The organism is Anaerostipes sp. MSJ-23, from assembly GCF_018918155.1.
Taxonomy (GTDB): Bacteria; Bacillota; Clostridia; order Lachnospirales; family Lachnospiraceae; genus Anaerostipes.
Genome location: NZ_JAHLPY010000012.1, coordinates 49,705 through 72,370 on the forward strand (window position 1 = coordinate 49,705; position 22,666 = coordinate 72,370).

Below are 22,666 nucleotides of genomic sequence, written 5' to 3' on the forward strand. Positions count from 1 at the left end.
AATGAAACTGACAAAAATAAAAGGACTACAAGGAGAACTTTCGATTCCAGGAGACAAATCAATCAGCCATAGAGCGGTTATGTTTGGAGCCTTATCAAAGGGTACAACACATATCCGTAATTTTCTTTCCGGGGCAGATTGTCTGGCAACGATTGACTGTTTTCAAAAAATGGGAGTAGAAATTAAACAAGACGGAACAAATGTAACAGTATGTGGAAATGGGCTTCACGGTTTAAAAAAGCCAAATACAATATTAGATGTTGGGAATAGCGGAACAACCACTCGATTGATTTCAGGAATTCTTGCTGGACAGGATTTTGAGACCGTATTATCTGGAGATGCCTCTTTAAATAAACGTCCCATGGGAAGAATTATGAAACCACTTCAAATGATGGGAGCAGATATTGAAAGTGTGAATGGGGATGGATGTGCACCATTAAAAATCAATGGAAAAACATTAAAAGCAATTCATTATAATTCACCAGTAGCATCTGCGCAGGTTAAGTCATGTGTTTTATTAGCTGGTCTTTATGCAGATGGACAAACGAGTGTTACAGAGCCTGCACTTTCAAGAAATCATACGGAATTGATGCTTAGAGCCTTTGGCGTTGATGTAAAATCTTCAGGAAAAACGGCAACCGTTACTCCACCGCAGGAAATGCATGCATGCGATATTACAGTTCCTGGAGATATTTCCTCTGCAACCTTTTTCATTGTTGCGGGGCTTATTACTCCAAACTCTTGTATCCGATTAAAAAATGTTGGAATCAATCCAACAAGAGATGGAATTTTACGTGTATGTAAAGATATGGGCGCTGATATTACTATGGAAAATGTAGAAGATCATGGAGGCGAACCAACAGCGGATCTGATTGTGCGTACCAGCAAATTAAAAGGAACTGTTGTAGGTGGAGATGTTATTCCAACATTGATTGACGAAATTCCTGCGATTGCACTTTTGGCTGCATTTGCAGAAGGAGAAACAATCATTAAAGATGCACAAGAATTAAGAGTAAAAGAATCTAACAGAATTGCATTGACCGTTGATAATCTTGTAAAAATGGGTGTTGATGCACAGGGAACAGAAGATGGAATGATCATTCATGGAGGAAATCCCTTACATGGAGCAAGTATTCACTGTAAATATGATCATCGAATTGCTATGACATTTTCAATCGCTGGAATTAATGCAGAAGGAGAGACTGTGATCGAGGATTCTGAGTGTGTGGATGTATCATATCCAACATTTTATGAGCAATTAGAACAGTTACGGTTATAAGGAAGGATATCATGGAAAAAAAGTATTTCTTTTTTGATATTGACGGAACATTGACAGATCGAACGACTGGAAAAGTTGTAAAAAGTGCATTGGAAACATTAAAAAAACTAGAAGCAGAAGGACATTTTGTTGCAATTGCAACAGGACGTGCACATTACAAAGCTCAAAAATTTATAAAAGCAAATGGCTTTAAAAATATGGTATGTAACGGCGGAAATGGAATCGTAATAAATAATAATTTTGTAGAAAATATTCCACTGAATCGAGAGGGCTGCATTAAAATTATCCGACAGGCAGAAAGTCTTGGATATGGATGGTGTGTAGCCCTTGATGATACAAAAGATGTTTACATGAAAGATGATCTTTTTCTTCAACAGGCAGGAAAAAGGAAAGAACCAACTAGATATATCATAGATGATTCTGTTATAATAGAAAAGATACCTCAGTTTTTAAAAGTTTATCTTTCTATTCCAGCTGAGGAAGAAGAAAAACTGACAACAAAAGAACTGGTAGGACATTTGAGGTTTGAACCGGAATATCTGATGTTTCAACCGGATAATAAACGTGGAGGGATCCTCAAGATGATGGAACATCTTCATGCAGATCCCAAACATGTTGTTGTCTTTGGAGATGATTATAATGATATGGATATGTTTTGTAAAGATTGGATGTCAATAGCTATGGGAAATGGATGTCAGGAACTTAAGGAGATGGCAGATTATGTGACAGATACCAACATAAATGATGGAATAAAAAAAGCATGTAAATATTTTAAATGGATAAATTAGGGAAGTAGAAGTATAGGAATGAAAAAAATAAAATTATTGGTATTACTTTTAGTGAGTGCGATGTTTGTAGATTTATGCAGCCAGACTGTAATTCAGGCGGCACAAACAAAGGCACCAAAGTCTGTAACAGCGAAAAAAACAGTGAAAAAAGCAACAGAAGAAACTTACAAAGCAATGTGGTTTTCTTATTATGATTATTCTGATTATCGTGATCAGGGTAAAAAAGTAAATGCATCCACCTTTCAGTCTTATATGACAGGTGTTGTAAAGAAGGCTAAAAATGTTGGAATGAACCGTATTATTGTTCAAGTAAGACCATTTGGAGATGCAATGTATTCGTCAAAATATTTTCCATGGTCGAAATATATTTCAGGAAAGCAGGGAAGAAATCCGGGATTTGATCCTTTGAAGATTATGGTTTCCGTTGCTCATAAAAATGGAATGAAAATTGAAGCATGGGTTAATCCATATCGAGTAACTCTTGGAAGTACAAATATCAATGGACTTTCAGCAAATAATCCTGCGAGAAAATGGTATAGTCAAAAGAGTACAAAAAGAAATGTATTAGTTTATAATGGAAGTATTTATTATAATCCATCTAAAAAACAAGTTAGAAATCTGATTGTAAATGGGGCAAAAGAAATCGTGAAAAAATATGATGTTGATGGAATTCATATGGATGATTATTTTTATCCATCTTTCACATCAAGCAATGTAAAAACTGCATTTGATGCTCCAGAATACAATAAATCTTCTTATAAAAAGCAAGGAAAAAGTATTGCTGCTTATCGAAGAGAACAGGTAAACTTACTTGTACGTCAGATGAAAAAAGAAATTCAGAAAGTAAAACCAGAAGTTACTTATGGAATCAGTCCTGCTGGAAATATTGATAATTTGACAAGTAACTATTCTTATTATGTAGATATTAATAAGTGGCTTAACTCCAAAGACTATGTAGATTATATTGCTCCACAGGTTTATTGGGGATTCCATCATCCAACGGCGGCATTTGATAAAGTAACAGATCGTTGGGTAAAAGCTGCAAAAAGCAAAAAAGTAAAACTATATCTTGGAATTGGTGTTTACCGTGTTGGATATAATGTAGGACAGAATTCAGCAGAGAAATCAGAATGGAGATCGGATCGGAACATTCTAAAAAAACAGGTACAATATGGATTGAAAAAATCTGTTGATGGATTTGCATTTTTTGATTATCAGGACTTTAATCGTTCCGGAAGTAAAAAAGCAGTAGCACAGTTAAAGACAGTTTTAAAATAAAGAATGAAAGGGTGGGAAGATATGAATAAAAAAGTGTTATGCAAATCAAAAAACAATCGTTTTTTAACAGGAGTTTGTGGCGGAATTGCAGAATATTTTCAAATAGACCCTACCTTGGTAAGAATTATTGCTGCACTTTTTTGTACAACAGGGTCAGGATTATTAATTTATATTGTGGCAGCAATAGTTATGCCAGAACGTGTAGAATAGCATCTATATTGTGGGCATTATTTGATTTTTCCCATGCATTGTGCTAAAATATTGCAGTATATTGTAAACCAAGTCAGTAATGACTTGGTTTCTTAACATAACAAAATACTAGAAGAGGAGAATATCATATGAAGCTACCTATTTTAATTGCTATGGTTGCGTATATGGCGCTTGTTGTATGGATTGGCGTAATTTATAGCAAAAAAAATAAAACATCGGAAGATTACTTCCTTGGTGGAAGAGGACTTGGACCTTGGGTGACTGCTATGAGTGCAGAGGCATCTGATATGAGCAGCTGGCTTTTAATGGGATTGCCAGGGCTTGCTTATGCAACTGGATTCAGCAAAGCCGGATGGACAGCAATCGGTCTTGTTCTTGGAACTTATTTAAACTGGAAAATTATTGCAAAGCGTTTGCGTCATTACACAGAAGTATCTGAAAATTCTATTACAGTACCGGATTTTTTTAGCAATCGTTTTAAAGATGAGAAAAAAATCTTAAGTAGTATTTCAGCAATTATGATTCTTGTATTTTTTACTGTGTATACAGCATCCGGATTTGCAGCATGTGGTACTTTATTTAATTCTGTTTTTGGGTTAAATTATCAGGCAAGTATGATTGTATGTGCAGCCGTTATCGTTGTTTATACTTCATTAGGAGGATTTTTAGCTGCTAGTACAACAGATTTAATTCAAGGACTGTTAATGTCATTTGCAATTGTCATTGTTTTAATTATCGGTGTAGTTACTGTTGGAGGAGTTGGAAATGTCATTGATTATGGAAAAGGTTTAGAAGGCTTTTTTGATTTAATGAAATACCATGATCCGGCAAGTGGACATGCAGTATTTCAGGGAGTTATTCCGATCCTTTCAGGACTTGCTTGGGGTCTTGGATATTTTGGAATGCCGCATATTTTAGTGCGTTTTATGGCAATCCGTGATCCGGAGGAAGTAAGAAAATCTAGAAATATTGCCATGATTTGGGTATTAATTTCTTTAACTGTCGCTGTATGTATTGGATTTACAGGCGCTGCTTTATATCCAAATGTAAAAGAACTTGCTGGAAATGGAAATCAGAGAATTTTCATTTATATGACAACACATTTATTTCATGGATTTATTCCATTATTAATAGCGGGAGTTATTTTATCTGGAATTCTTGCTGCAACAATGAGTACCTCTGATTCTCAACTTTTGATTGCATCAGCATGTGTATCTAAGGATTTGTTCCATGGAATTTTTAATAAAAATGCAAAAGAAAAACATATTTTAATGATTTCTAGGTTAACAACGATTGTTATTGCATTGATTGCGGTTTTTATTGCTATGGATGAGAATAGTTCAGTCTTTGGATTAGTAGAAAATGCATGGGCTGGATTTGGTGGAGCTTTTGGTCCATTAGTATTATTTTCATTATTCTGGAAACGTACAAACTTAAAGGGTGCGATTGCCGGAATGTTAAGTGGTGGAATTATCGCATTTATCTGGCCGTTTACCTTAGCAAAACTAGGTGGAATTTTCAGTATTTATTGCTTACTGCCTGCATTTATTATTTCTTCTATTTTAATCGTAGTTGTAAGTTTATGCACAGAAAAACCATCGGATGTTATTCAGAAAGAATTTGAAGAAGCGAAGCGTTTAAGTAAAGCAGAATAAAATGGTAAGTTAATCTATATTAAGTGTTTTTCTTTCATTTTATGAGATTTAATTTACATTAAATAAATGATAAAAAACAACCAAAGCAAATTGTGCGATGGTTGTTTTTTTTTATTATTGAAGATTTTCTAGACGATAAAATTCTCCCTTTTTCTGCATAAGTTCTTCATAAGATCCACATTCCATTACACCACCATTTCCAATGACTGCAATTCTATCTGCGTTTCGTATGGTGGATAGCCTATGAGCAACAATTAAAGTAGTACGACCTTTTACAAGATGTTGAATGGAATCCTGAATTTTCTTTTCTGATACACTGTCCAGAGCGGAAGTGGCTTCATCGAGAATAAGAATCTGTGGATTTCGAATAAAGGCTCTTGCAATAGAAATACGCTGCCTTTGTCCACCAGATAAATTTTCACCATGTTCTGTAATCATAGTATCTAATCCATTTGGAAGGTTTTGAATGACATCTTCCAAATTAGCGGCCTTTATAATTTCCCAAAGTGTTTCATCTGAGATGTCAGTTGCTCCGTATGTAATATTTTCATGAACAGTTCAAGTAAATAAAATGGATTGCTGTGGAACAACAGCAATATGTTCCCGGTAACTTTGTAAATTCAAATCCATAAGATCCTGATGATCAATTTTTACATGCCCCTTTTGTGGACGCAGGAAGCCAATCGTAAGATTCAAAATAGTCGTTTTACCAGATCCAGATCCACCAACAAATGCTATGGTTTCACCAGACTTGATATGAAGATTTAAATTAGAAAGAATTGGATGATCTTCGTTTTTATAAGAGAAACTAACATTTTCAAAGGAAATATCTCCATGAAGTTTAGAAATTTTCTTTTTCTTTCTAGTATCTTCAATGTCATTGGCACAAAGGACATCTCCGATAGATTCAATTGATTCTAGTCCTTTGGTAAGAACTGGAAGCAAGGTAACAACACCAGCAATTTGAGCTACGATACTGGAAAAATATGTCTGATAAAGAGTGATATCTCCGATACCAATCATTCCCTTCCAGGCAATATAAGCGGTAAATGCAAGGCAAAAAACTTGAAAAATCTGAAAAGCTACCCAGCTGATAGAAGAAAAATATGTCTGAATCATATCAAGCTGCAGTCCTTTTTGAGCAACTTTTTTTAGTTGTTCCCCCATTTTTTTTGTTTCCTGTTCTTCCATGGCATGTGCTTTTGTTACAGGAATCATTTCTACCATTTCCATAACTTTTGCAGAAGTTTCTTCCATTTCACGGCGAAATTCTTTGTTATGGACTTTGATTTTTCCCTTAAAGGCAATCATGATAATTACCGATACTGGAATTGTGCAAACAAAAAATAAAAAAACAATTTTACTCTTAAAAATAACGACACCAAAAGAAACGGCAATATTTAAAATAATTGCAAGCAGTGAGATAAAAATTTGCGATGCAAGATTTTGTACTTGTTCGACATCACGCATAATTTTTGACTGTAATCTTCCAGATTGCATTTCTTTATGATAACCAATGGATAATTGTTGTAATTTACAGACAAGAGCACCACGTAATTCTTTTTCTACCGTACGAATTGTTTTTGCATATAACCATGTATGGATATAATTGGTTGGAATATTTTGTACAAGAAAAATAATCATAATTATGGTGTTTATTGTTAATGTTTGAACCATGTTATTTTTGGGATTTGTCACAGCATTAATAATATTGGCAGTAACAATTGGTAGCACCCAAGTTGGGGAGTGTTTAATAATAAAGAATAAAATAGACCCCATAAGTGCAAGGTAATGCCCTTTAAATAAAGAAAGTAGTGTAATTAGACTACTTTTTTGATGTTTCTTAAAGTTTTCCATCATAATGGCTTCTTCTTGCCACATAGAATCCGTTTGCTGTTCTGGATGGATATCATTTCTGGTATTCATAATATTTTTAAGCCTCCTGTCTCTGGAAATCAGTTCCAGATAATCTTTCTTTAGTAGTTTAAAGGAGGGAATATTTGAAAGCAATAAGCAACAAGAAAATGTCTTATTTTTACAGTGAAGTTGTCTGATTTTACCAGTAATTTAACATCTGATTTTCACACTTTCAGGAAGATCACATAGACTGTTAGTACAAAGAAGAAAGAAAAATAATCATGGAACGACGTTGTGAATGTAATATGGATATGAGAAATCAAAAACGCTGGGGAAATCGTCGTGATGGAGTTGATTCCATGCAGGTTGCGATGCAATATGTACCGTGGCAGCAATGGAACCAGATTTATTGTCCAGAAGAGGGACTTTCTTGTGGAACGATCTTTCCAGAATTAAATAAACCATTTTATGGGAAGGGGGCATGTCGTAGATGAATCAGTATGATCAGAAAAAGCTTCTGGAATATATTAATGCAGTCAGTTTTGCGTTGATAGATACAACTTTGTATTTGGATACTCATCCAAGGGATCAGGAAGCAATTCGAAATTTTAAACAGTATCAAAATGCAAGAAAAAAAGCTCTAAAAGAATATGCCCAGTACTTTGAACCACTTACGATTGATTCTGCAGAAATTACGGATACGTTTACATGGACGACAACGAGTTGGCCATGGATGAAGGAGGGGTGTTAAATGTGGAATTATGAAAAAAGATTAGAATATCCAATACGAATAAAACAAAATAATCCACAGCTTGCAAAAGTAATTATTACACAGTATGGTGGACCAAATGGGGAACTTGGAGCTTCCATGCGGTATTTATCACAGAGATTTGCGATGCCATATAAAGAAGTATGTGGGGTACTTACCGATATAGGGGTATCGGATGTGAAAAGGCGCAATAAAACAATAAAGAAAATTCATTTTCTTGAAAAAATCTGGGAACTTTTTATAATAAAAAATAAGAGAAATGGAGGATAAAAATGTTTAATCGTCAATCGATACATATTGCTATGCTTCTATGGGGTGCTATTTTCAGTTCTCTTGCAGCCTTATGTATGTTTATGAGCAAAAATTTCAATAGAGAAAAAAGAAAAAGAATGATATGGATGCAACTTTCTTGTGCTGTACTTTTAGTAAATGATGCATTTGCTTGGGCATTTCGAGGAGATGTTGGAGTATGGAGTTATGTTATCGTTCGTGTCAGTAATTTTTTTGTATTTCTTTTTATGGATATTTTGGTATTTTTATTTCATGGATATGCCTGTTGTTATTTATTTGGAGAAAATTCTAAGATTGAAAAAAATGAGAAAGATCGCTTAATTCGAGTTAAGATGGTTTTTGTTTTTGAGATAATAGGAAGTTTATTTGTTATTTTATCACAATTTATAAATCTTTATTATTATATTGATGCTCACAATCTATATCATAGAGGCAGCGGATATTTTCTTTCATTTTTGTTTCCAATCGCAGGATTATGTATTGATTTATCTTTGATCATTCAATATCGAAAAAAAATTAGTCATGAAATTTTTATATCTTTGATTTCGTATATTGCTCTTCCTTATCTGATGTCGGGAATCCAAATTTTTTATTATGGGATTTCTTTGATCAATATTTCGATCAGTATTACAATGATCTTAATGTTTGTATCTTTCATGATGGAACAAAATCAGAGTTTGGCAAGAAAAGAAAAAGAAGCCGCAGATCTTCGAATTTCTTTAATGCTTTCTCAAATTGCACCACATTTCATTTATAATACATTGACAACGATTCAAGTTTTATGTGAAACAGATCCATTGATGGCAAAAGAAACAGCGGAAGATTTTGCAGGATATTTAAGAAATCATTTGGAATCTTTAAGTGAGAGAAGTTGTGTTCCATTTGAAAAAGAACTTCAACATGTTCGGTATTATCTTGCAATTCAGCAAAGAAGATTTGGAGATCGAATTCATGTGGTGTATGAGATAGAAGAAACAGATTTTATAATGCCACCACTCACATTGCAGCCAATTGTTGAAAATGCTGTGAAACATGGAATTTGTAAGAAGGAAGAAGGAGGAACCATAACAATTTGTACAAAATTGGAAGATCATTTTGTTTCTGTTATTGTAAAGGATGATGGTATCGGATTTGACAGAGAAAAAATAAAACAGGACGGGAAATCTCATATTGGATTAAAAAATGTTTCAGAGAGAGTAAAAAGTATGTGTAATGGATCATTTTATGTGAAAAGTGAACCTGGACAAGGTACCATTGTACAACTTCTTTTTCCGCAAAAGAGTAAAAAAAATTATGCTGATAACAAAATTATATCTAATAGTTAGTACTATTTGTTGTATTTTCTTGTTTTGTTTTCTGGAATTCGATATAATAAATAATAGAAAAAATAGTAGATAAGGTATAGAAATTATGAAACAGGAAATAAGAAAAATTATGTGTTGTTGTGGAAATGGTTTAGCGGACCGATCAATAAGACAGTATATGCATTCACATTAACATTATTAGCATCGGGTGTCAATCAGCCAATTACAGCATTACAGTTAGTAAATACAGCAACACCGATCGGATTTGGATTTGCATATTTTGTAGCAAAAGCATTACATAAAAATATTTACGAAAAAGAACAGATCGAAAACTTAAAATCAGCAGTACCAATGGGTGTCTTAAACATCGTTGAAGGTGTTATCCCAATCGTTATGGGAGACTTTTTAAGAGCGATCATCGCCTCTGCGATCGGTGGAGCTTGTGGCGGAGCAGTGACAATGGTATTAGGCGCAGATTCTACAGTACCATTTGGAGGATTTTTAATGCTTCCAACAATGACACGTCCATGGACAGGATTAGTATCAATCATTGTAAACGTTATCGTAACAGGAATTGTATATGCAATCATTGCTAAAAATAAAGTAGAAGATGCAGCAGAAGAGGAAGAAGTCGAAGAAGAATTAAATCTTGACGATATCGAAATCTTCTAGAAAATGATAAAATTTAAAAACTGTTTCCATAGATAAGGAAATGGTTTGGTATCATAACAAGTTGAAAATGGGTGTAGTATAATTGCATAAAAAGAGGATGGATATTTTGTTTCTCTAAAATATCTGTCCTTTTTTGAACTTTGTGGTATAATGACGGTACGTTAGAAAAAGCGAAAGGGTGGTATTTTCATGCCGGCAGGATCCATTAAAAGAACGAATGCAAGAAAAGAAGAAATTATCAATGCATGCGAAAAACTTTATCGAACAATGAGTTTTAAGGAAATTACAATAAAAGAAATAGGAAATGAAACATCGTTTTCTAGAACCTCGATTTATAATTATTATGAAACAAAAGAAGAAATATTTTTAGCTCTGTTAAAGCGAGAGTATGATATGTGGGTTTTAAATCTAGAGGAAATCATAGAAAAGAATAATAAAATGAATAATGAGCAAATTGCAAAGGCAATTGCACATTCTTTAGATGAGCGGAAACAACTTTTGAAAATTTTGTCTATGAATCATTATGATTTAGAAGAAAACAGCAGAATGGAGCTTTTGATTGAATTCAAAGTTTCTTATGGAAATGCATTAAAGACGATGACAAAACTTTTGGAAAAATTTAGGCCAGATATAGATGATAGAAAATGTAAGCAATTTATTTATGCATTTTTCCCATTTATGTTTGGAATTTATCCATATACTGTAGTGACAGAAAAACAAAAGGAAGCAATGAAGGCAGCAAAAATTGATTATGTATATAGTTCTGTATATGACTTGACTTACGTAGAGGTAAAAAAATTATTAGAAAGCTAAAAGGAAAAAGATCACAAATATTTTTTGATGTTTGTGATCTTTTTTGTACAGCAAGAAAACTCTATTTTTTATTATAATATATAAAAGCACAAAAGGCCCACGCAATTGTGAGCCAATGTGTTTCAACCAATAGGATAATTTAGTTACCTTAATTTAGGATACTAATAAAAATATTTTTTGTCAATGGCTGTAGTTATATTTTTTTCCTAAAAATACAATTTTATCCATAAATTTGGTAGGAATGTTAACATTTATCAAATGAATCACTCATTTATTTCGTCTGGGCAAGTGATTTGCATCATTTTTTCAATTGCTTTATGAAGCAGTTGAACTTCCGGTGTATCAGAAGCTTTGTAATACATTTCTTTTCCTTCTCTATGACTTATGATCAATCCAATTGCTTTTAATTGCTTTAAATGATGAGAAACAGCTGGACTGCTCATATTCATTAAAGCAGAAATATTGATTACACATTCTTCACAGTGACATAGCAAAAGGAAAATACGAAGTCGATTGCCATCGCTGAGCTGCTTAAAATATTCAGCAACTGTTTGAAAGTTCTCTGTATTTGTAATTCTTGCGATTATTTGTTCAGATTTTGAAATATTTCCGTGATTGTGTGGGAGTGTCTTTGGTTCCATAAAAAATCTCCTATCTAAAATATGTCATCTCTTAATAGTATAACACAAAGGAAATATAAGACAAATTAGAAATTTGTTTAAAAAATATTTATGCTATAATGAGAATAGAAAAAACAAGGAAGCAGGTATATTATATGGAAGAAAGACGAATCAAAGTAATTAGAGCAAGTGTTGTAACGATGAAGGTTGATGCCATTGTGAATGCCGCAAATAATCGTCTTCTTGGAGGGGGAGGGGTAGATGGAGCAATTCATAAAGCGGCTGGACCAGAGCTTTTAAAAGAATGCCGAGTATTGCACGGTTGTGAAACGGGAGATGCAAAAATTACAGGAGCTTATAAAATAAAAAATGCAAAATATATCATTCATACAGTAGGTCCGATTTACAGTGCAACAAAGCAAGATGCAAAACTACTAGCCTCTTGCTATGAAAAATCGTTGAATTTAGCGTTAGAAAACAACTGTAAAAGTATTGCATTTCCAGGAATATCCACTGGAGTTTATGGATATCCGTTAAAAGAAGCAGCAAAGATTTCTTATAATACGGTGAATAACTGGTTAAAACAACATGAAGGAATAAAAATGGAAGTTTATTTTTGCTGCTTTCGGCAAGAAGAATTAGAGGCATATCAACGAGTTATAATAAAGGAAAAAATATAATTAAAAAGGGATTATGGTAGAGAAAAATCTTGGTTACCATAATCTCTTTTTATGTTGGACTATTATGAATTAAGGATATTTAAATATTCGTCCATGAGTGCCTGAATTAGTTTTCGATAATTGGTTGGCAATTGTCTGTAATTTTCTACGAGGTGTGTTTCTTCTTTATTAAGGTCATTGGGAGATACATTCTCAATTTTTCTTGAAATGTCTGTATTTCCAACAAGATAGTCAATCGAAGTGTCAAAGAAATCGGACATATTTGTCAATGTTTCAATATCTGGAGATGTAATATCATTCTCATATTTATAAACAGATTGCTGGCTGATATGGAGAATGTCTGCCAATTTCTGCTGGGATAAATGTTTGGCCTTTCTTAAAACTTTTAAATTTTCCATATGAAACTCCTTTTCATATATTTTAACAAGTTATGAACTTCAAAAATAAAACTTTAAAAGAGTTGATTTTAAAGCGTATTAAGATTAGAATATAAGCATGCCATATGAAAAAGTAAAAAAGTGTCTAATATTGTATAAATGAATAGAGATTTTAAAAAAATCAAAGAAATTTTTCAAAAAGACACAATTTGTCTTCCTCAAATATTATACTAAAATTATCATCTATGGAGGTACATAATTATTATGAAAGAAGTAACGGGGAACAAAGTACAACGTGTTCTTGGAATTTATACAAAATTAATGGATGGATGTATTGTTAATAAGGCAGAAGAAGCGATCAATTATGGAGTGAATGAGCGAAGTATCCAAAGGGATATTGATGATATTCGGAATTTCATTGATATGGATATTGAAAATAAGGGGATTATTAATACTGTAATTTATGATCGTATGAAAAAAGGCTATCGTCTAGAAACGGTTTACAAATTAAAACTTACCAACAGTGAAGTCCTTGCATTATGCAAAATTTTGTTAGATAGCAGAGCATTTACAAAAGAAGAAATGCTTAGCATGTTAAAGAAATTAATTAGTTGCTGTGTACCAATGGAAAATCAGAAAATGATTACAGATCTAATTAAAAATGAAGAATTCCATTATGTAGAACCAAGGCATAAGACAAAATTTATGAATACGATGTGGAAAATTGGAAAGGCTATTAGGAATTGTCAGTATATAGAGATTGATTATACAAGAACAAAAGATAAGAAAACAGTAAGACGAAAATTAAAACCGCTGGCTATTATGTTTTCGGAATATTATTTTTATCTGACAGCTTTTATTGCAGACAAAGATGTACAGAAAAATTTTGATGTGATTAATGATGCATTTCCAACTATTTATCGTATGGATCGGATCAAAAGGTTGAAAGTATTGGATAAACATTTTCATATTCCATACAGTAGTCGTTTCGAAGAGGGGGAATTTCGAAAAAGAGTACAGTTTATGTATGGAGGAAAACTGCGGAAGGTGAAGTTTAAATATACGGGATTGGATGTTGATGCAATTTTGGATCGGCTTCCAACGGCTGTGATTATAGGAGAAAAAAATGGGGCTTATATCATTGAGGCAGAAGTCTTTGGAAATGGAATTGATATGTGGATGAGAAGCCAGGGATCTGTAATTGAAAAAATTCTTTAGGGGAAAAGGATTGGTTATTATAAAATATAGATGGTAATTAGAAAGACATGGGGCATGATAAAGTCTCAAACTTTCATTGGATGTTGTGTAAAAGACAACATCCATTTTTTTGAAAATTTTTAGATAAAATATTTATTTATAAAGATATAAAAGAAAGAGGGAAAATCAGTATGGGAAATTTAACGAAACAGCAATTTGAATGGTATTTATTGAAAAGTCTTCGGAAGTATTTGGGCGATAGGAAAGTGATTTTGAAGACAATAGACAAGATAAATGTAGAACAACAAAATGTAATTTTAATAAAGGACGATGTTAAAAATATATATGGAATTTTTTATATGAATCAGTGGTATGAAAAATATCAACAAGGAGATTGTTTGGAGGATATTGTTGCGCGGATCATTGTACAAGCACGGAAAAGTTGCTTGAATTTTTCTGTAAATCTTTTAGAAACACAAAGTTTTCAAAAAATAAGGAATCGGATTTTTTTTCGAATTGTAGAGTATAAAAGAAATGAAAAAGCTTTAAAAAATGTTGCTTTTGAAAGAAAAAACGATTTGGCCATGGTTTATTATCTCTTACTTGATATGGATTTTCATGATCAAATGAAGATTTCTTGTGTAAAACAAACGATGTTAAAACGATGGGGAATATCAGAAGAGAGTTTTCAAAAAGTGGCTATGAGGAATACCATTCGGTTATTTCCACCAAAAATCAGAGAAATATCCAAAGTTTTTTCTGTTTCTTTGCCGGGTTTTTATCTTGCTACCAATGTTTATCGCATGCATGGAGCAGGTGTGATTTTTTACCCAAATCTTTTAAAAAAATTTTGTGAGGAAAAAGGTGTTTGTGGAATGTTTCTTTTGCCTAGTTCTATTCATGAGATGGTGTTTGTGTTGGACAACAGAGGAGTTAAGATTACGCCGCAAAAGTTATTTTACATGGTATCGAAGATTAACAAAAATCGTGAGTGTACAAGGAAAGAAGATGTACTAACTACAAATGTCTATTATTATAATTTGAAAGAAGATAGATTGAAAGCATTGTTTTGATTTTCACAAAATATTAGCAGCAGCATAATGTGATTGTAAGCTGTATGGGAGATGATATTATGTGTTCTAAAACAATGGGAAAAAAGAAGTATAATAAGAAACAGATATACCAAGCTTTGAAAAAAGGTGTTTTTCTTGAGTTAGCAAAAAGGGGATTTTTGACGAAAGAAGAATTAAAGAAGCTGATGATGTAAAATGATAGGAATGGAAGTAAAGGTTGCGGCATATTGTCGCGTTTCAACGGATCATGTGGATCAAATAAATTCACTTACTAGTCAAAAGAGATATTTTTATCATTATATTCAATCAAAGCCAGAGTGGAAGTTGGTTCAGATTTATTATGATGAAGGAGTTTCTGGAACATCAACAACAAAGAGAAAAGGTTTTTTAAAGATGATGAAAGATGCGTTAAATGGAAACATCGATTTGATACTGAGCAAGGATATTTCGCGGTTTGCGAGAAATACAGTGGATACTTTGGCATATGTAAGAAAATTGAAGGAAGCTGGCGTGCGAGTCCTTTTTATTAATGATCATTTGGATAGTGCGGAAGAATCTTCAGAATTTTTATTGTCAATGAAAGCTTCTTTAGCGCAGGAAGAATCAAGGAAGACATCGGAACGTGTGAAATGGGGTCAACAGCGTCAGATGGAAGCAGGGGTTGTTTTTGGAAGAGATTTGATTGGTTATAAAGTAAAAGATGGGAAACTGTTTGTAAATGAAAAGGAAGTTCCAATTGTCTGTGCGGTGTTTCATAAATATACAAACGAGGGTAAGGGAACCTATACGATTGCGAAAGAATTATTAGCTGAAGGATATGTTCCAAAGCGTGGAACGAAGTGGAATCCAAATGTGATTCTTCGCATGCTTCGAAATGAAAAATATGTTGGGGATTTAAAACAGCATAAAACATATACGCCTTCTTTTTTAGATCATAAAAAGAAGTATAATCATGGACAGATAGAATTTGTAGAAATAAAAGATCATCATGAAGGAATTATTTCTAGAGATTTATGGAATCGGACACAAGAGGAATTAAAAAAGAGAAGCTTAACAAAGGAAGAGAAGGGAAAGTATAGCAATCGTTATTGGTGTAGTGGGAAAATTGTTTGTGGATCTTGTGGAGAACATTATATTTCTAAATTAAGAAAACGAAAAGATGGAAGCCAGTATAAAACATGGAGATGTTATAAAAATGCAATGGAAGGTGGGAAAAAAGAGGGAGAACAAACAGGTTGCAGCAATCCATCGATTCATGAAGTTGCTTTAAGGGATTGTATGCGTTTTTCTATGCGTTATTTGGAAATCGATAAGGAAGATCTAAAACAGGAAATTTTGAGAGAAATTCAAAAGATAAAAGATAATACTGTAGAACAGGATAACTTGAAAAATATCCAAAGGAAAAAGAAGAAATGGGAAGAGAAAAAGAAAAAATGTATCGATCTTTTGTTAGAGGGTTTAATTTCAAAGAAAGATTTTGAACGACAAAGACAATGGTATGAGCAAGAGATTCAAATGTGTCATCAAATGGAAGAAAATGTGAAAGAAGGAAAAGAGTCATGGAGAGATTGCATGGGTGTGATTGATAAGATTCTTCATTTTGAAGAAGATAGTGAGTATATTTATACACAAATATTGGAAAAGATCGTTGTGTATCCAGAAAGAGTTTTGTATATTTTTTTAAAAGATGTTCCATTTTTAATAAAATTGAAAGTAAAAACAAAAGGTCGAAAGGACAGTTATGCTACAGAAATTGTATTGGTTGATAGGATCCCTATGAAAATGGTAAACTAAATTTTAAACAGAAAGAGAACATGTGGAAAGTGAGGTATGCAATATCATATGAAATTATCATTGGCACAGATGTCTATGCAGGAAAGTGTGGAATTAAATTTAAAAAAATCAGAATATTTTTGTGATCAGGCAGCAGGGAGTGATTTGCTGTTTTTTCCAGAAATACAACTCTCTCCATTTTTCCCACAGTATAAAAATCAGAAAGTTGATGAGTATTGCTTGGATGTAAATGCTGAAGAAATATCCAGATTGAGAGCAAAAGCAAAAAAGTATCAATATTATCTTTCTCCTAATATTTATATGGAGCAGCAGGGAGAACGTTACGATACTTCCCTTTGGATTGATCCAAAGGGAAAATGGATTGATACAGCAGAAATGGTTCATATTGCGCAAGCTAAAAATTTTTATGAACAAGATTACTATTCACCATCGAAATATGGATTTAAAGTGTTTGATACACCTTTTGGAAGCGTTGGAATTGTGATTTGCTATGATCGTCATTTGCCAGAAAGTATTCGAACCTGTGTGTTAAAAGGGGCCGATTTGATTTTGATACCGACGGCAAATACAAAGACAGAACCAATGGAGATGTTTGAGTGGGAAGTGCGAGTGCAAGCAATGCAAAATCAGGTATTTATTGCGATGTGTAATCGAGTTGGCCGTGAAGGCGATATGGAATTTGCAGGAGAATCTCTGGTTATTCATCCGAGTGGAGATATCATAGAAAAAGTTAATGATCAGGAGCAACTATTAACTTGTGAAATAGATTTGTCTGAAGCAAAAGAATGGAGAAATAAGGTTCCATATTTAAAAACAAGAAGGCCTGAATGGTATTTATAAAACTTAATCTTTTGTTTGTACCTGGAAGTTTTTCCAGGTATTTTTGTATTTATTTGCTTCTTGTAATTTTTTTCAAAGATTGTTATAATATATCAAAAATGAATAGTTCAAAAATGAATCAAATAAAGGAGGATGAATGAAAATTAATATAGAGTTTCCAAGGAAATTGCTTCAGGTGTATAACGATGCATGCAAACCATTGTGCAGAGAATTAAAGTTACCCCAAACGGCATTTGATATTTTGTTGTTTCTTGCTAATAATCCGCAATATCAGACTGCAAGGGATATTGTAGAGATTCGAAATATTAAAGCAAATCTTGTATCAATTAATGTAGAGAGACTTGTACAGGAAGGATATTTAGTTAGGGAAAAAGTGAAAGGGGACAGAAGGAAAACAAAATTGCTTTGTACAAAAAAAGCACAATTTGCAATAACACAAGGACAAAAGCTGCAAAAAAATTTTGCTAATCAACTTTTTGCTAATACAGGAGAAGATGAAAAAGCAGTTTTTTTACATGTAATGAAAACAATGGATGAAAATTTAGATAAAATCTTGAAGGGTGAAACGTAAAATGAAATTATTATTAACAATTATTGTAACTTTCTTTGCAGGAATGGGAGCCGGTCTTGGAACGGGATTTGCAGGAATGAGTGCTGCAGCAGTAATCAGTCCGATGTTGATCACATTTCTGGGAATGGATCCGTATATGGCTGTTGGTATTGCATTATCATCAGATGTGCTTGCAAGTGCCGTATCTGCCTATATTTATGGAAAAAATAAGAATCTTGACATAAAAAATGGTATTATCATGATGATAAGTGTACTAACATTTACTATCGTAGGAAGTTATCTTGCAAGTCTTTTGCCGGCTGCAACGATGGGAAATTTTTCTGTCTTTATGACATTTCTTTTGGGAGTTAAATTTATCGTAAGGCCAGTGATGACAACGAAAGAATCTATGCAAGGGATTTCTGCTAAAAAAAGAGCAATTCAGTCTATTATTTGTGGAGTTATCATTGGATTGATTTGCGGATTTGTTGGTGCAGGCGGTGGAATGATGATGCTGTTAATTTTAACAAGTGTTTTAGGATATGAGTTAAAAACGGCTGTAGGAACAAGTGTATTTATCATGTCATTTACAGCACTTACAGGAGCAGCATCACACTTTGCGATTGGTGGGGCACCAGAATGGACCGTATTTATTTTATGCGTTGCATTTACTTTTATTTGGGCGAGAATTGCAGCACTATTTGCCAATAAAGCAACGCCAAAAACATTGAATCGAGCAACAGGAGTGATTTTGGTAATCCTAGGGCTTGTAGTATTAGGATTTTCCGTGCTGGCATAGCAATGAAAGGAATAAGAAGCAAATGAAAAAAAATCTTGAGGTAATCACAGAATTGAAAAAACAAGGGAAGGCATTATTAGATTCAAGAAGAGAAAATTTTGTAAGACAAAGTATTTTATCTGATGAATTTTTAAACTTTATACAAGAAAATAAAAAGCCATTTGACTTGTTGATGTCTTATTATGAATGTGCAATCATGGAAGTTGAGACAAAGTTTCGGGTATTAAATCATGAACTATCTTTGGAATATGATAGTAATCCGATCGAAAGTATCAAAACAAGAGTTAAGTCATATGATAGTATTTTAAAAAAGATCCGAAGAAAAAATATTCCACTAAATTTAGAATCGATGGAAGAGAATTTGAAAGATATTGCAGGAGTTAGAGTCATTTGTTCCTTCCCAGATGATATTTATAAATTAGCGGAAAGTTTTTTAAGGCAAGATGATATTATATTGATTCAGAAAAAAGACTATATTAAGAATCCAAAACCAAGTGGATATCGAAGTCTTCACTTGATCGTCCAAGTGCCAATTTTTCTGCAGAATACAAAAAAATTAGTAAATGTAGAAGTGCAATTTCGCACAATTGCTATGGATTTTTGGGCAAGCCTAGATCATAAAATGCGTTATAAAAAACAACTCTCTGATCAGGAAATTGAAATTTTACAAGAGGAGCTTTATGATTGTGCCCAGCAAAGTGCAGCCCTTGATGAACGAATGCAGGGAATTAGAGATCGGATTGCGCAAAGGAAAAATTAAAATGGGTTTTAATTTAGCTGCAAACGTACTTGCTCTAGAAATGCTTTTGCAGCTTTGCTTAAGATATGATGTTGTTTCCAGACAATGGCATATCGGATAGGAAGAGATGGTTTTAATGGACGGAAGCAGACACACGAATCTAATTCTGGTGACAGAAGATCTCTTGTTGTTAAAAAGTATCCGAGTCCATTTTTTACAAAGGATACCGGACTGCCGTGAACAACATTATAAGTAGCAACAATATTTAATTGTTCTAAATTGGTATGTGCCCAATGGGCAATTTCTTGTTGTAGACCGATGCGGCGGTGAAGAATTAAGGGCATTTTTAAAAGATCTGATGGATAAATTTCGGATTGTTTGGCAAATATGCTGTCTTTTTTCATCAAAATTCCCCAAAGAGAAGTCGTAGGAAGTGACAGAAATTCATATTTTATAGGATCAATTGGCTCAAGAAAAATTGCAAAATCAAGACTTCCATGTTCCAATCGTTCTGTCACGTCAGTTGCATCTCCGATATAAAAATGAAAAGAAATATCCGAATATTGTTTTCTAAGGGAGGCAGCAGCCTGTAAAACCAGATCTGGAGTATTTCCGCCAATTGAAATTTCTCCAGCTAGTTCAGTAAGGTTGCAAGTTAATTCTTGCTCAGTTTTTTCTAATAGTTTTACAATTTCTTCTGCACGTTTTCGAAGGAACAGGCCTTCCTCCGTTAAAGTTACTTTGCGTTTTCCACGAATAAAAAGTTTTTTTCCTAGCTCTGCTTCCAATTCTAGTATTTGTTTGGAAAGGGATGGCTGAGCAATATGTAGGCTTTGTGCAGCTCTTGTAATATTTTCTTCTCTGGCTACTGCTAGAAAATAGCGTAATACTCGAATGTCCATGAAAAATCCTCCTATTTATAAATTTATTTTATCATTTCGTATGATGCCTGTAAACTATGATACATGATAGTTTATAAGTATTTGCTATTATAAAAAAGGAAAATTATAATAAAATACGGCATAAGTTCTTCAAAGAGTATAGATTTATGAAGTTCGAAGTAGATTTATCTGCTTTGTTCATTTTAGAAAATGAGGTGAAACAAAGGATGAAAGCACAAAAAATAGATATGTTGCAAGGTTCCATATGGAATAAGCTGCCACAATATGCGCTTCCAGTAGCCGCAACAGGAATTCTAGAGCAGTTATTTAATGCATCAGATATTGCCATTGTTGGAAATTTTACTGGGGCGAATCGAACGGCATGTGTAGCGGCGGTCGGTGCAAACAGTCCGATCATTGGTTTAATCTTAAATCTTTTTATTGGAATTGCACTTGGTGTCAATGTTGTCATTGCTAATGCCGTTGGACAAAGAGACGAAAAAACGATCCAAAAGACGGTTCAGACATCGATTCTTATGGCAGTGTTTGCAGGAATTGTAGTAACGATTGTTGGAGAACTTGGAATTGGTATATTATTACAAATGCTGCATGTACCATCGGATGTATATTCTTATGCACTTTTATATATGAGGATTTATCTGCTCGGAATTCCAGTCATTCTTTTATACAACTTTGAAGCAGCAATTTTTCGAAGCATTGGAGATACAAAAGTTCCATTAGAAGCGCTTGCGATATCTGGCGTACTAAATGTTTTATTAAATTTATTTTTTGTTGTTGTTTTGAAAATGACAGTCAATGGAGTTGCAACAGCAACGGTTATTGCGAATGTAATTAGCTCACTGATTTTGTTAATGAAATTAAGAAAGACAAAAAAAGCGGTCCATGTAAACATTAAAGAACTGCATTTTGATAGGGGTTGTTTTAATAAAATTATTCAAATTGGACTTCCGTCTGGAATTCAGAGTGCAGTCTTTGCAATCGCTAATATTGTAATACAAGCAGCAATTAACAGTCTTGGAACGATTGTGATTGCTGCATCAAGTGCAGCCTTTAATATTGAAATTATTGCTTATTATGTGTTAAATTCTTTCAGTCAGGCATGTACAACCTTTGTTGGACAAAATTATGGGGCAAGACAGATGAAGCGTTGTAACAAGACTTTGTTGTTATGTATTATTGAAGATGCGATTGCTTCTGCAAGTGTAATTCTTCTTGTTTTATTTTTTGGAAAATCACTATTAGCTATTTTTAATAACAATCCTAAAGTTATTGAAATTGGATATACAAGATTGATGATTGTATTTTCTGCTTATATATTTAGCATGTTATATGAAAATATGTCAGGTTATTTGAGAGGGTTTGGAGTTTCTCTTGCCCCTGCCATTTTAACGATTCTTGGAGTATGTGTTGTTCGTATTTTCTGGATTTCATTTGTTTTTCCAATACATAAAACGTTTTCAACAATTATGCTGGCATATCCATTAAGCCTTTCAATTACAGCTGTTTTAATATTTATTTTGTTAATGCTATATCGACCATCGCATAGACTTTTAAAGAAAAGTTAATTTTTGAATATAGCCTTTTTGAAACGAAGATAGGGACGGAAGAACTGGCACATTTAGAAATGGTTTCTGCAATTGTGCATCAGCTGACAAGTAATCTTACACCGGAACAAATTGTAGCCGGTGGTTTTGATCAATATTATGTGGATCATACAGCCGGTGTTTGGCCGCAAGCAGCAAGTGGAGAGCCATTTAGTGCGACAATGTTTCAATCGACAGGAGATCCGATTACTGATTTGAGTGAAAATCTTGCGGCTGAACAAAAAGCAAGAACAACGTATGATAACTTACTTCGTTTGATTAAAGATCCAGATGTTAGGGATCCAATTGCTTTTTTAAGGGCAAGAGAAATTGTTCATTTCCAGCGCTTTGGTGAAGCCTTAAGAATTGTTCAGGATCGTTTGGATTCTAAGAATTTTTATGCATTTAATCCAGCTTTTGATTGTAAATAAAAAAATTTTGTAAAGAAAGTGTGAAAAAGGGGCTGTAAAATAAGTCCCTAATCAAGGAACGCCAGTTCCGGCAAATGTCGGTTCTGGCGTTCCTTGATTTTATGGTTCTTGTTTTTAACAAAAGGACAGTTTTTCGTGTAAAAAATAGTGCACTTAATAAGCCCG

The 22,666-nt window shown here is 33.4% G+C and carries 25 protein-coding genes and 1 pseudogene; 22 read left to right on the top strand and 4 right to left on the bottom strand.

Annotation, left to right across the window (positions count from 1 at the left end; all coding sequences use genetic code 11):
• The first annotated feature begins 1 nt into the window (after position 1).
• The 5 genes from aroA to putP all read left to right on the top strand — a co-directional run bounded on the left by aroA (position 2) and on the right by putP (position 5,210).
• Positions 2-1,279, top strand: a complete 1,278-nt coding sequence (gene aroA, locus KQI71_RS08685; RefSeq protein ID WP_216435518.1) for a 3-phosphoshikimate 1-carboxyvinyltransferase — start codon at positions 2-4, stop codon at positions 1,277-1,279.
• Between the two features lie 11 nt (positions 1,280-1,290).
• Positions 1,291-2,067 carry an HAD hydrolase family protein gene (locus KQI71_RS08690; RefSeq protein ID WP_216435519.1) on the top strand — a complete coding sequence of 259 codons (777 nt, stop codon included), beginning with the start codon at positions 1,291-1,293 and terminating at the stop codon, positions 2,065-2,067.
• Between the two features lie 18 nt (positions 2,068-2,085).
• Positions 2,086-3,345 (top strand): glycoside hydrolase family 10 protein, encoded by a 1,260-nt coding sequence (locus KQI71_RS08695; RefSeq protein WP_216435520.1) that lies wholly within the window; start codon positions 2,086-2,088, stop codon positions 3,343-3,345.
• Between the two features lie 21 nt (positions 3,346-3,366).
• Positions 3,367-3,555, top strand: coding sequence for a PspC domain-containing protein (locus tag KQI71_RS08700; RefSeq protein WP_216435521.1), 189 nt, complete (start codon positions 3,367-3,369; stop codon positions 3,553-3,555).
• Positions 3,556-3,683: 128 nt separating this feature from the next.
• Positions 3,684-5,210, top strand: a complete 1,527-nt coding sequence (putP, locus tag KQI71_RS08705; RefSeq protein ID WP_216435522.1) for a sodium/proline symporter PutP — start codon at positions 3,684-3,686, stop codon at positions 5,208-5,210.
• 114 nt (positions 5,211-5,324) lie between these two features.
• Here putP and KQI71_RS08710 read toward each other — a convergent pair.
• A pseudogene (locus tag KQI71_RS08710) lies at positions 5,325-7,136 on the bottom strand (ABC transporter ATP-binding protein).
• Between the two features lie 212 nt (positions 7,137-7,348).
• Here KQI71_RS08710 and KQI71_RS12510 point away from each other — a divergent pair.
• The 6 genes from KQI71_RS12510 to KQI71_RS08740 all read left to right on the top strand — a co-directional run bounded on the left by KQI71_RS12510 (position 7,349) and on the right by KQI71_RS08740 (position 10,916).
• Positions 7,349-7,561: a spore coat associated protein CotJA gene (locus tag KQI71_RS12510; RefSeq protein ID WP_253288005.1), complete on the top strand. Its 213-nt coding sequence runs from the start codon at positions 7,349-7,351 to the stop codon at positions 7,559-7,561.
• Complete coding sequence (locus KQI71_RS08720) at positions 7,558-7,818, top strand: spore coat protein CotJB (RefSeq protein WP_216435523.1); 261 nt, start codon at positions 7,558-7,560, stop codon at positions 7,816-7,818. Before KQI71_RS12510 ends, KQI71_RS08720 begins: the two co-directional genes overlap by 4 nt.
• The gene (locus KQI71_RS13090) at positions 7,819-8,106 is read left to right on the top strand and encodes a manganese catalase family protein (protein WP_330655381.1); all 288 of its coding nucleotides are present in this window, start codon (positions 7,819-7,821) and stop codon (positions 8,104-8,106) included.
• 2 nt (positions 8,107-8,108) lie between these two features.
• The gene (locus tag KQI71_RS08730) at positions 8,109-9,452 is read left to right on the top strand and encodes a sensor histidine kinase (protein ID WP_216435524.1); all 1,344 of its coding nucleotides are present in this window, start codon (positions 8,109-8,111) and stop codon (positions 9,450-9,452) included.
• Between the two features lie 111 nt (positions 9,453-9,563).
• Positions 9,564-10,103 (top strand): hypothetical protein, encoded by a 540-nt coding sequence (locus KQI71_RS08735; RefSeq protein ID WP_216435525.1) that lies wholly within the window; start codon positions 9,564-9,566, stop codon positions 10,101-10,103.
• A 189-nt stretch (positions 10,104-10,292) separates the two neighbouring features.
• A complete protein-coding gene (locus KQI71_RS08740) occupies positions 10,293-10,916 on the top strand; it encodes a TetR/AcrR family transcriptional regulator (protein ID WP_216435526.1) in 624 nt (207 codons plus the stop codon).
• A gap of 263 nt (positions 10,917-11,179) precedes the next feature.
• Here KQI71_RS08740 and KQI71_RS08745 read toward each other — a convergent pair whose 3' ends face one another.
• On the bottom strand, positions 11,180-11,557 hold the full coding sequence (locus tag KQI71_RS08745) for an ArsR/SmtB family transcription factor (protein ID WP_216435527.1): 378 nt from the start codon (positions 11,555-11,557) through the stop codon (positions 11,180-11,182).
• Between the two features lie 134 nt (positions 11,558-11,691).
• Here KQI71_RS08745 and KQI71_RS08750 point away from each other — a divergent pair, with 134 nt between their 5' ends.
• The gene (locus KQI71_RS08750) at positions 11,692-12,216 is read left to right on the top strand and encodes an O-acetyl-ADP-ribose deacetylase (RefSeq protein WP_216435528.1); all 525 of its coding nucleotides are present in this window, start codon (positions 11,692-11,694) and stop codon (positions 12,214-12,216) included.
• Positions 12,217-12,278: 62 nt separating this feature from the next.
• Here the strand turns inward: KQI71_RS08750 and KQI71_RS08755 are convergent, their stop codons facing one another.
• Positions 12,279-12,614, bottom strand: a complete 336-nt coding sequence (locus KQI71_RS08755; RefSeq protein WP_216435529.1) for a helix-turn-helix domain-containing protein — start codon at positions 12,612-12,614, stop codon at positions 12,279-12,281.
• Between the two features lie 243 nt (positions 12,615-12,857).
• On the opposite strand from KQI71_RS08755, the gene KQI71_RS08760 reads away from it, so the two are divergent.
• From KQI71_RS08760 to KQI71_RS08790, 8 genes are all read left to right on the top strand, one after another.
• The gene (locus tag KQI71_RS08760) at positions 12,858-13,811 is read left to right on the top strand and encodes a helix-turn-helix transcriptional regulator (protein ID WP_216435530.1); all 954 of its coding nucleotides are present in this window, start codon (positions 12,858-12,860) and stop codon (positions 13,809-13,811) included.
• A 170-nt stretch (positions 13,812-13,981) separates the two neighbouring features.
• Positions 13,982-14,863 carry a DUF5688 family protein gene (locus tag KQI71_RS08765; RefSeq protein WP_216435531.1) on the top strand — a complete coding sequence of 294 codons (882 nt, stop codon included), beginning with the start codon at positions 13,982-13,984 and terminating at the stop codon, positions 14,861-14,863.
• A gap of 59 nt (positions 14,864-14,922) precedes the next feature.
• Positions 14,923-15,057: a hypothetical protein gene (locus tag KQI71_RS12710; RefSeq protein WP_256442145.1), complete on the top strand. Its 135-nt coding sequence runs from the start codon at positions 14,923-14,925 to the stop codon at positions 15,055-15,057.
• A 1-nt stretch (position 15,058) separates the two neighbouring features.
• Entirely contained in the window at positions 15,059-16,657 is a 1,599-nt protein-coding gene (locus tag KQI71_RS08770) for a recombinase family protein (protein ID WP_216435532.1), read from the top strand.
• 48 nt (positions 16,658-16,705) lie between these two features.
• Positions 16,706-17,497, top strand: coding sequence for a carbon-nitrogen hydrolase family protein (locus tag KQI71_RS08775; RefSeq protein ID WP_216435533.1), 792 nt, complete (start codon positions 16,706-16,708; stop codon positions 17,495-17,497).
• A 136-nt stretch (positions 17,498-17,633) separates the two neighbouring features.
• Positions 17,634-18,068: a MarR family winged helix-turn-helix transcriptional regulator gene (locus KQI71_RS08780; RefSeq protein WP_216435534.1), complete on the top strand. Its 435-nt coding sequence runs from the start codon at positions 17,634-17,636 to the stop codon at positions 18,066-18,068.
• A gap of 1 nt (position 18,069) precedes the next feature.
• Positions 18,070-18,846 (top strand): sulfite exporter TauE/SafE family protein, encoded by a 777-nt coding sequence (locus KQI71_RS08785; protein WP_216435535.1) that lies wholly within the window; start codon positions 18,070-18,072, stop codon positions 18,844-18,846.
• 22 nt (positions 18,847-18,868) lie between these two features.
• Complete coding sequence (locus tag KQI71_RS08790; protein WP_216435536.1) at positions 18,869-19,606, top strand: GTP pyrophosphokinase; 738 nt, start codon at positions 18,869-18,871, stop codon at positions 19,604-19,606.
• An 8-nt stretch (positions 19,607-19,614) separates the two neighbouring features.
• Here KQI71_RS08790 and KQI71_RS08795 read toward each other — a convergent pair whose 3' ends face one another.
• The gene (locus KQI71_RS08795) at positions 19,615-20,487 is read right to left on the bottom strand and encodes a LysR family transcriptional regulator (RefSeq protein ID WP_216435537.1); all 873 of its coding nucleotides are present in this window, start codon (positions 20,485-20,487) and stop codon (positions 19,615-19,617) included.
• Positions 20,488-20,633: 146 nt separating this feature from the next.
• On the opposite strand from KQI71_RS08795, the gene KQI71_RS08800 reads away from it, so the two are divergent.
• Together KQI71_RS08800 and KQI71_RS08805 are read left to right on the top strand one after the other, a co-directional pair.
• Positions 20,634-22,052, top strand: coding sequence for an MATE family efflux transporter (locus KQI71_RS08800; protein WP_216435538.1), 1,419 nt, complete (start codon positions 20,634-20,636; stop codon positions 22,050-22,052).
• Entirely contained in the window at positions 22,052-22,501 is a 450-nt protein-coding gene (locus tag KQI71_RS08805; protein WP_216435540.1) for a manganese catalase family protein, read from the top strand. Before KQI71_RS08800 ends, KQI71_RS08805 begins: the two co-directional genes overlap by 1 nt.
• Positions 22,502-22,666 lie beyond the last annotated feature (165 nt).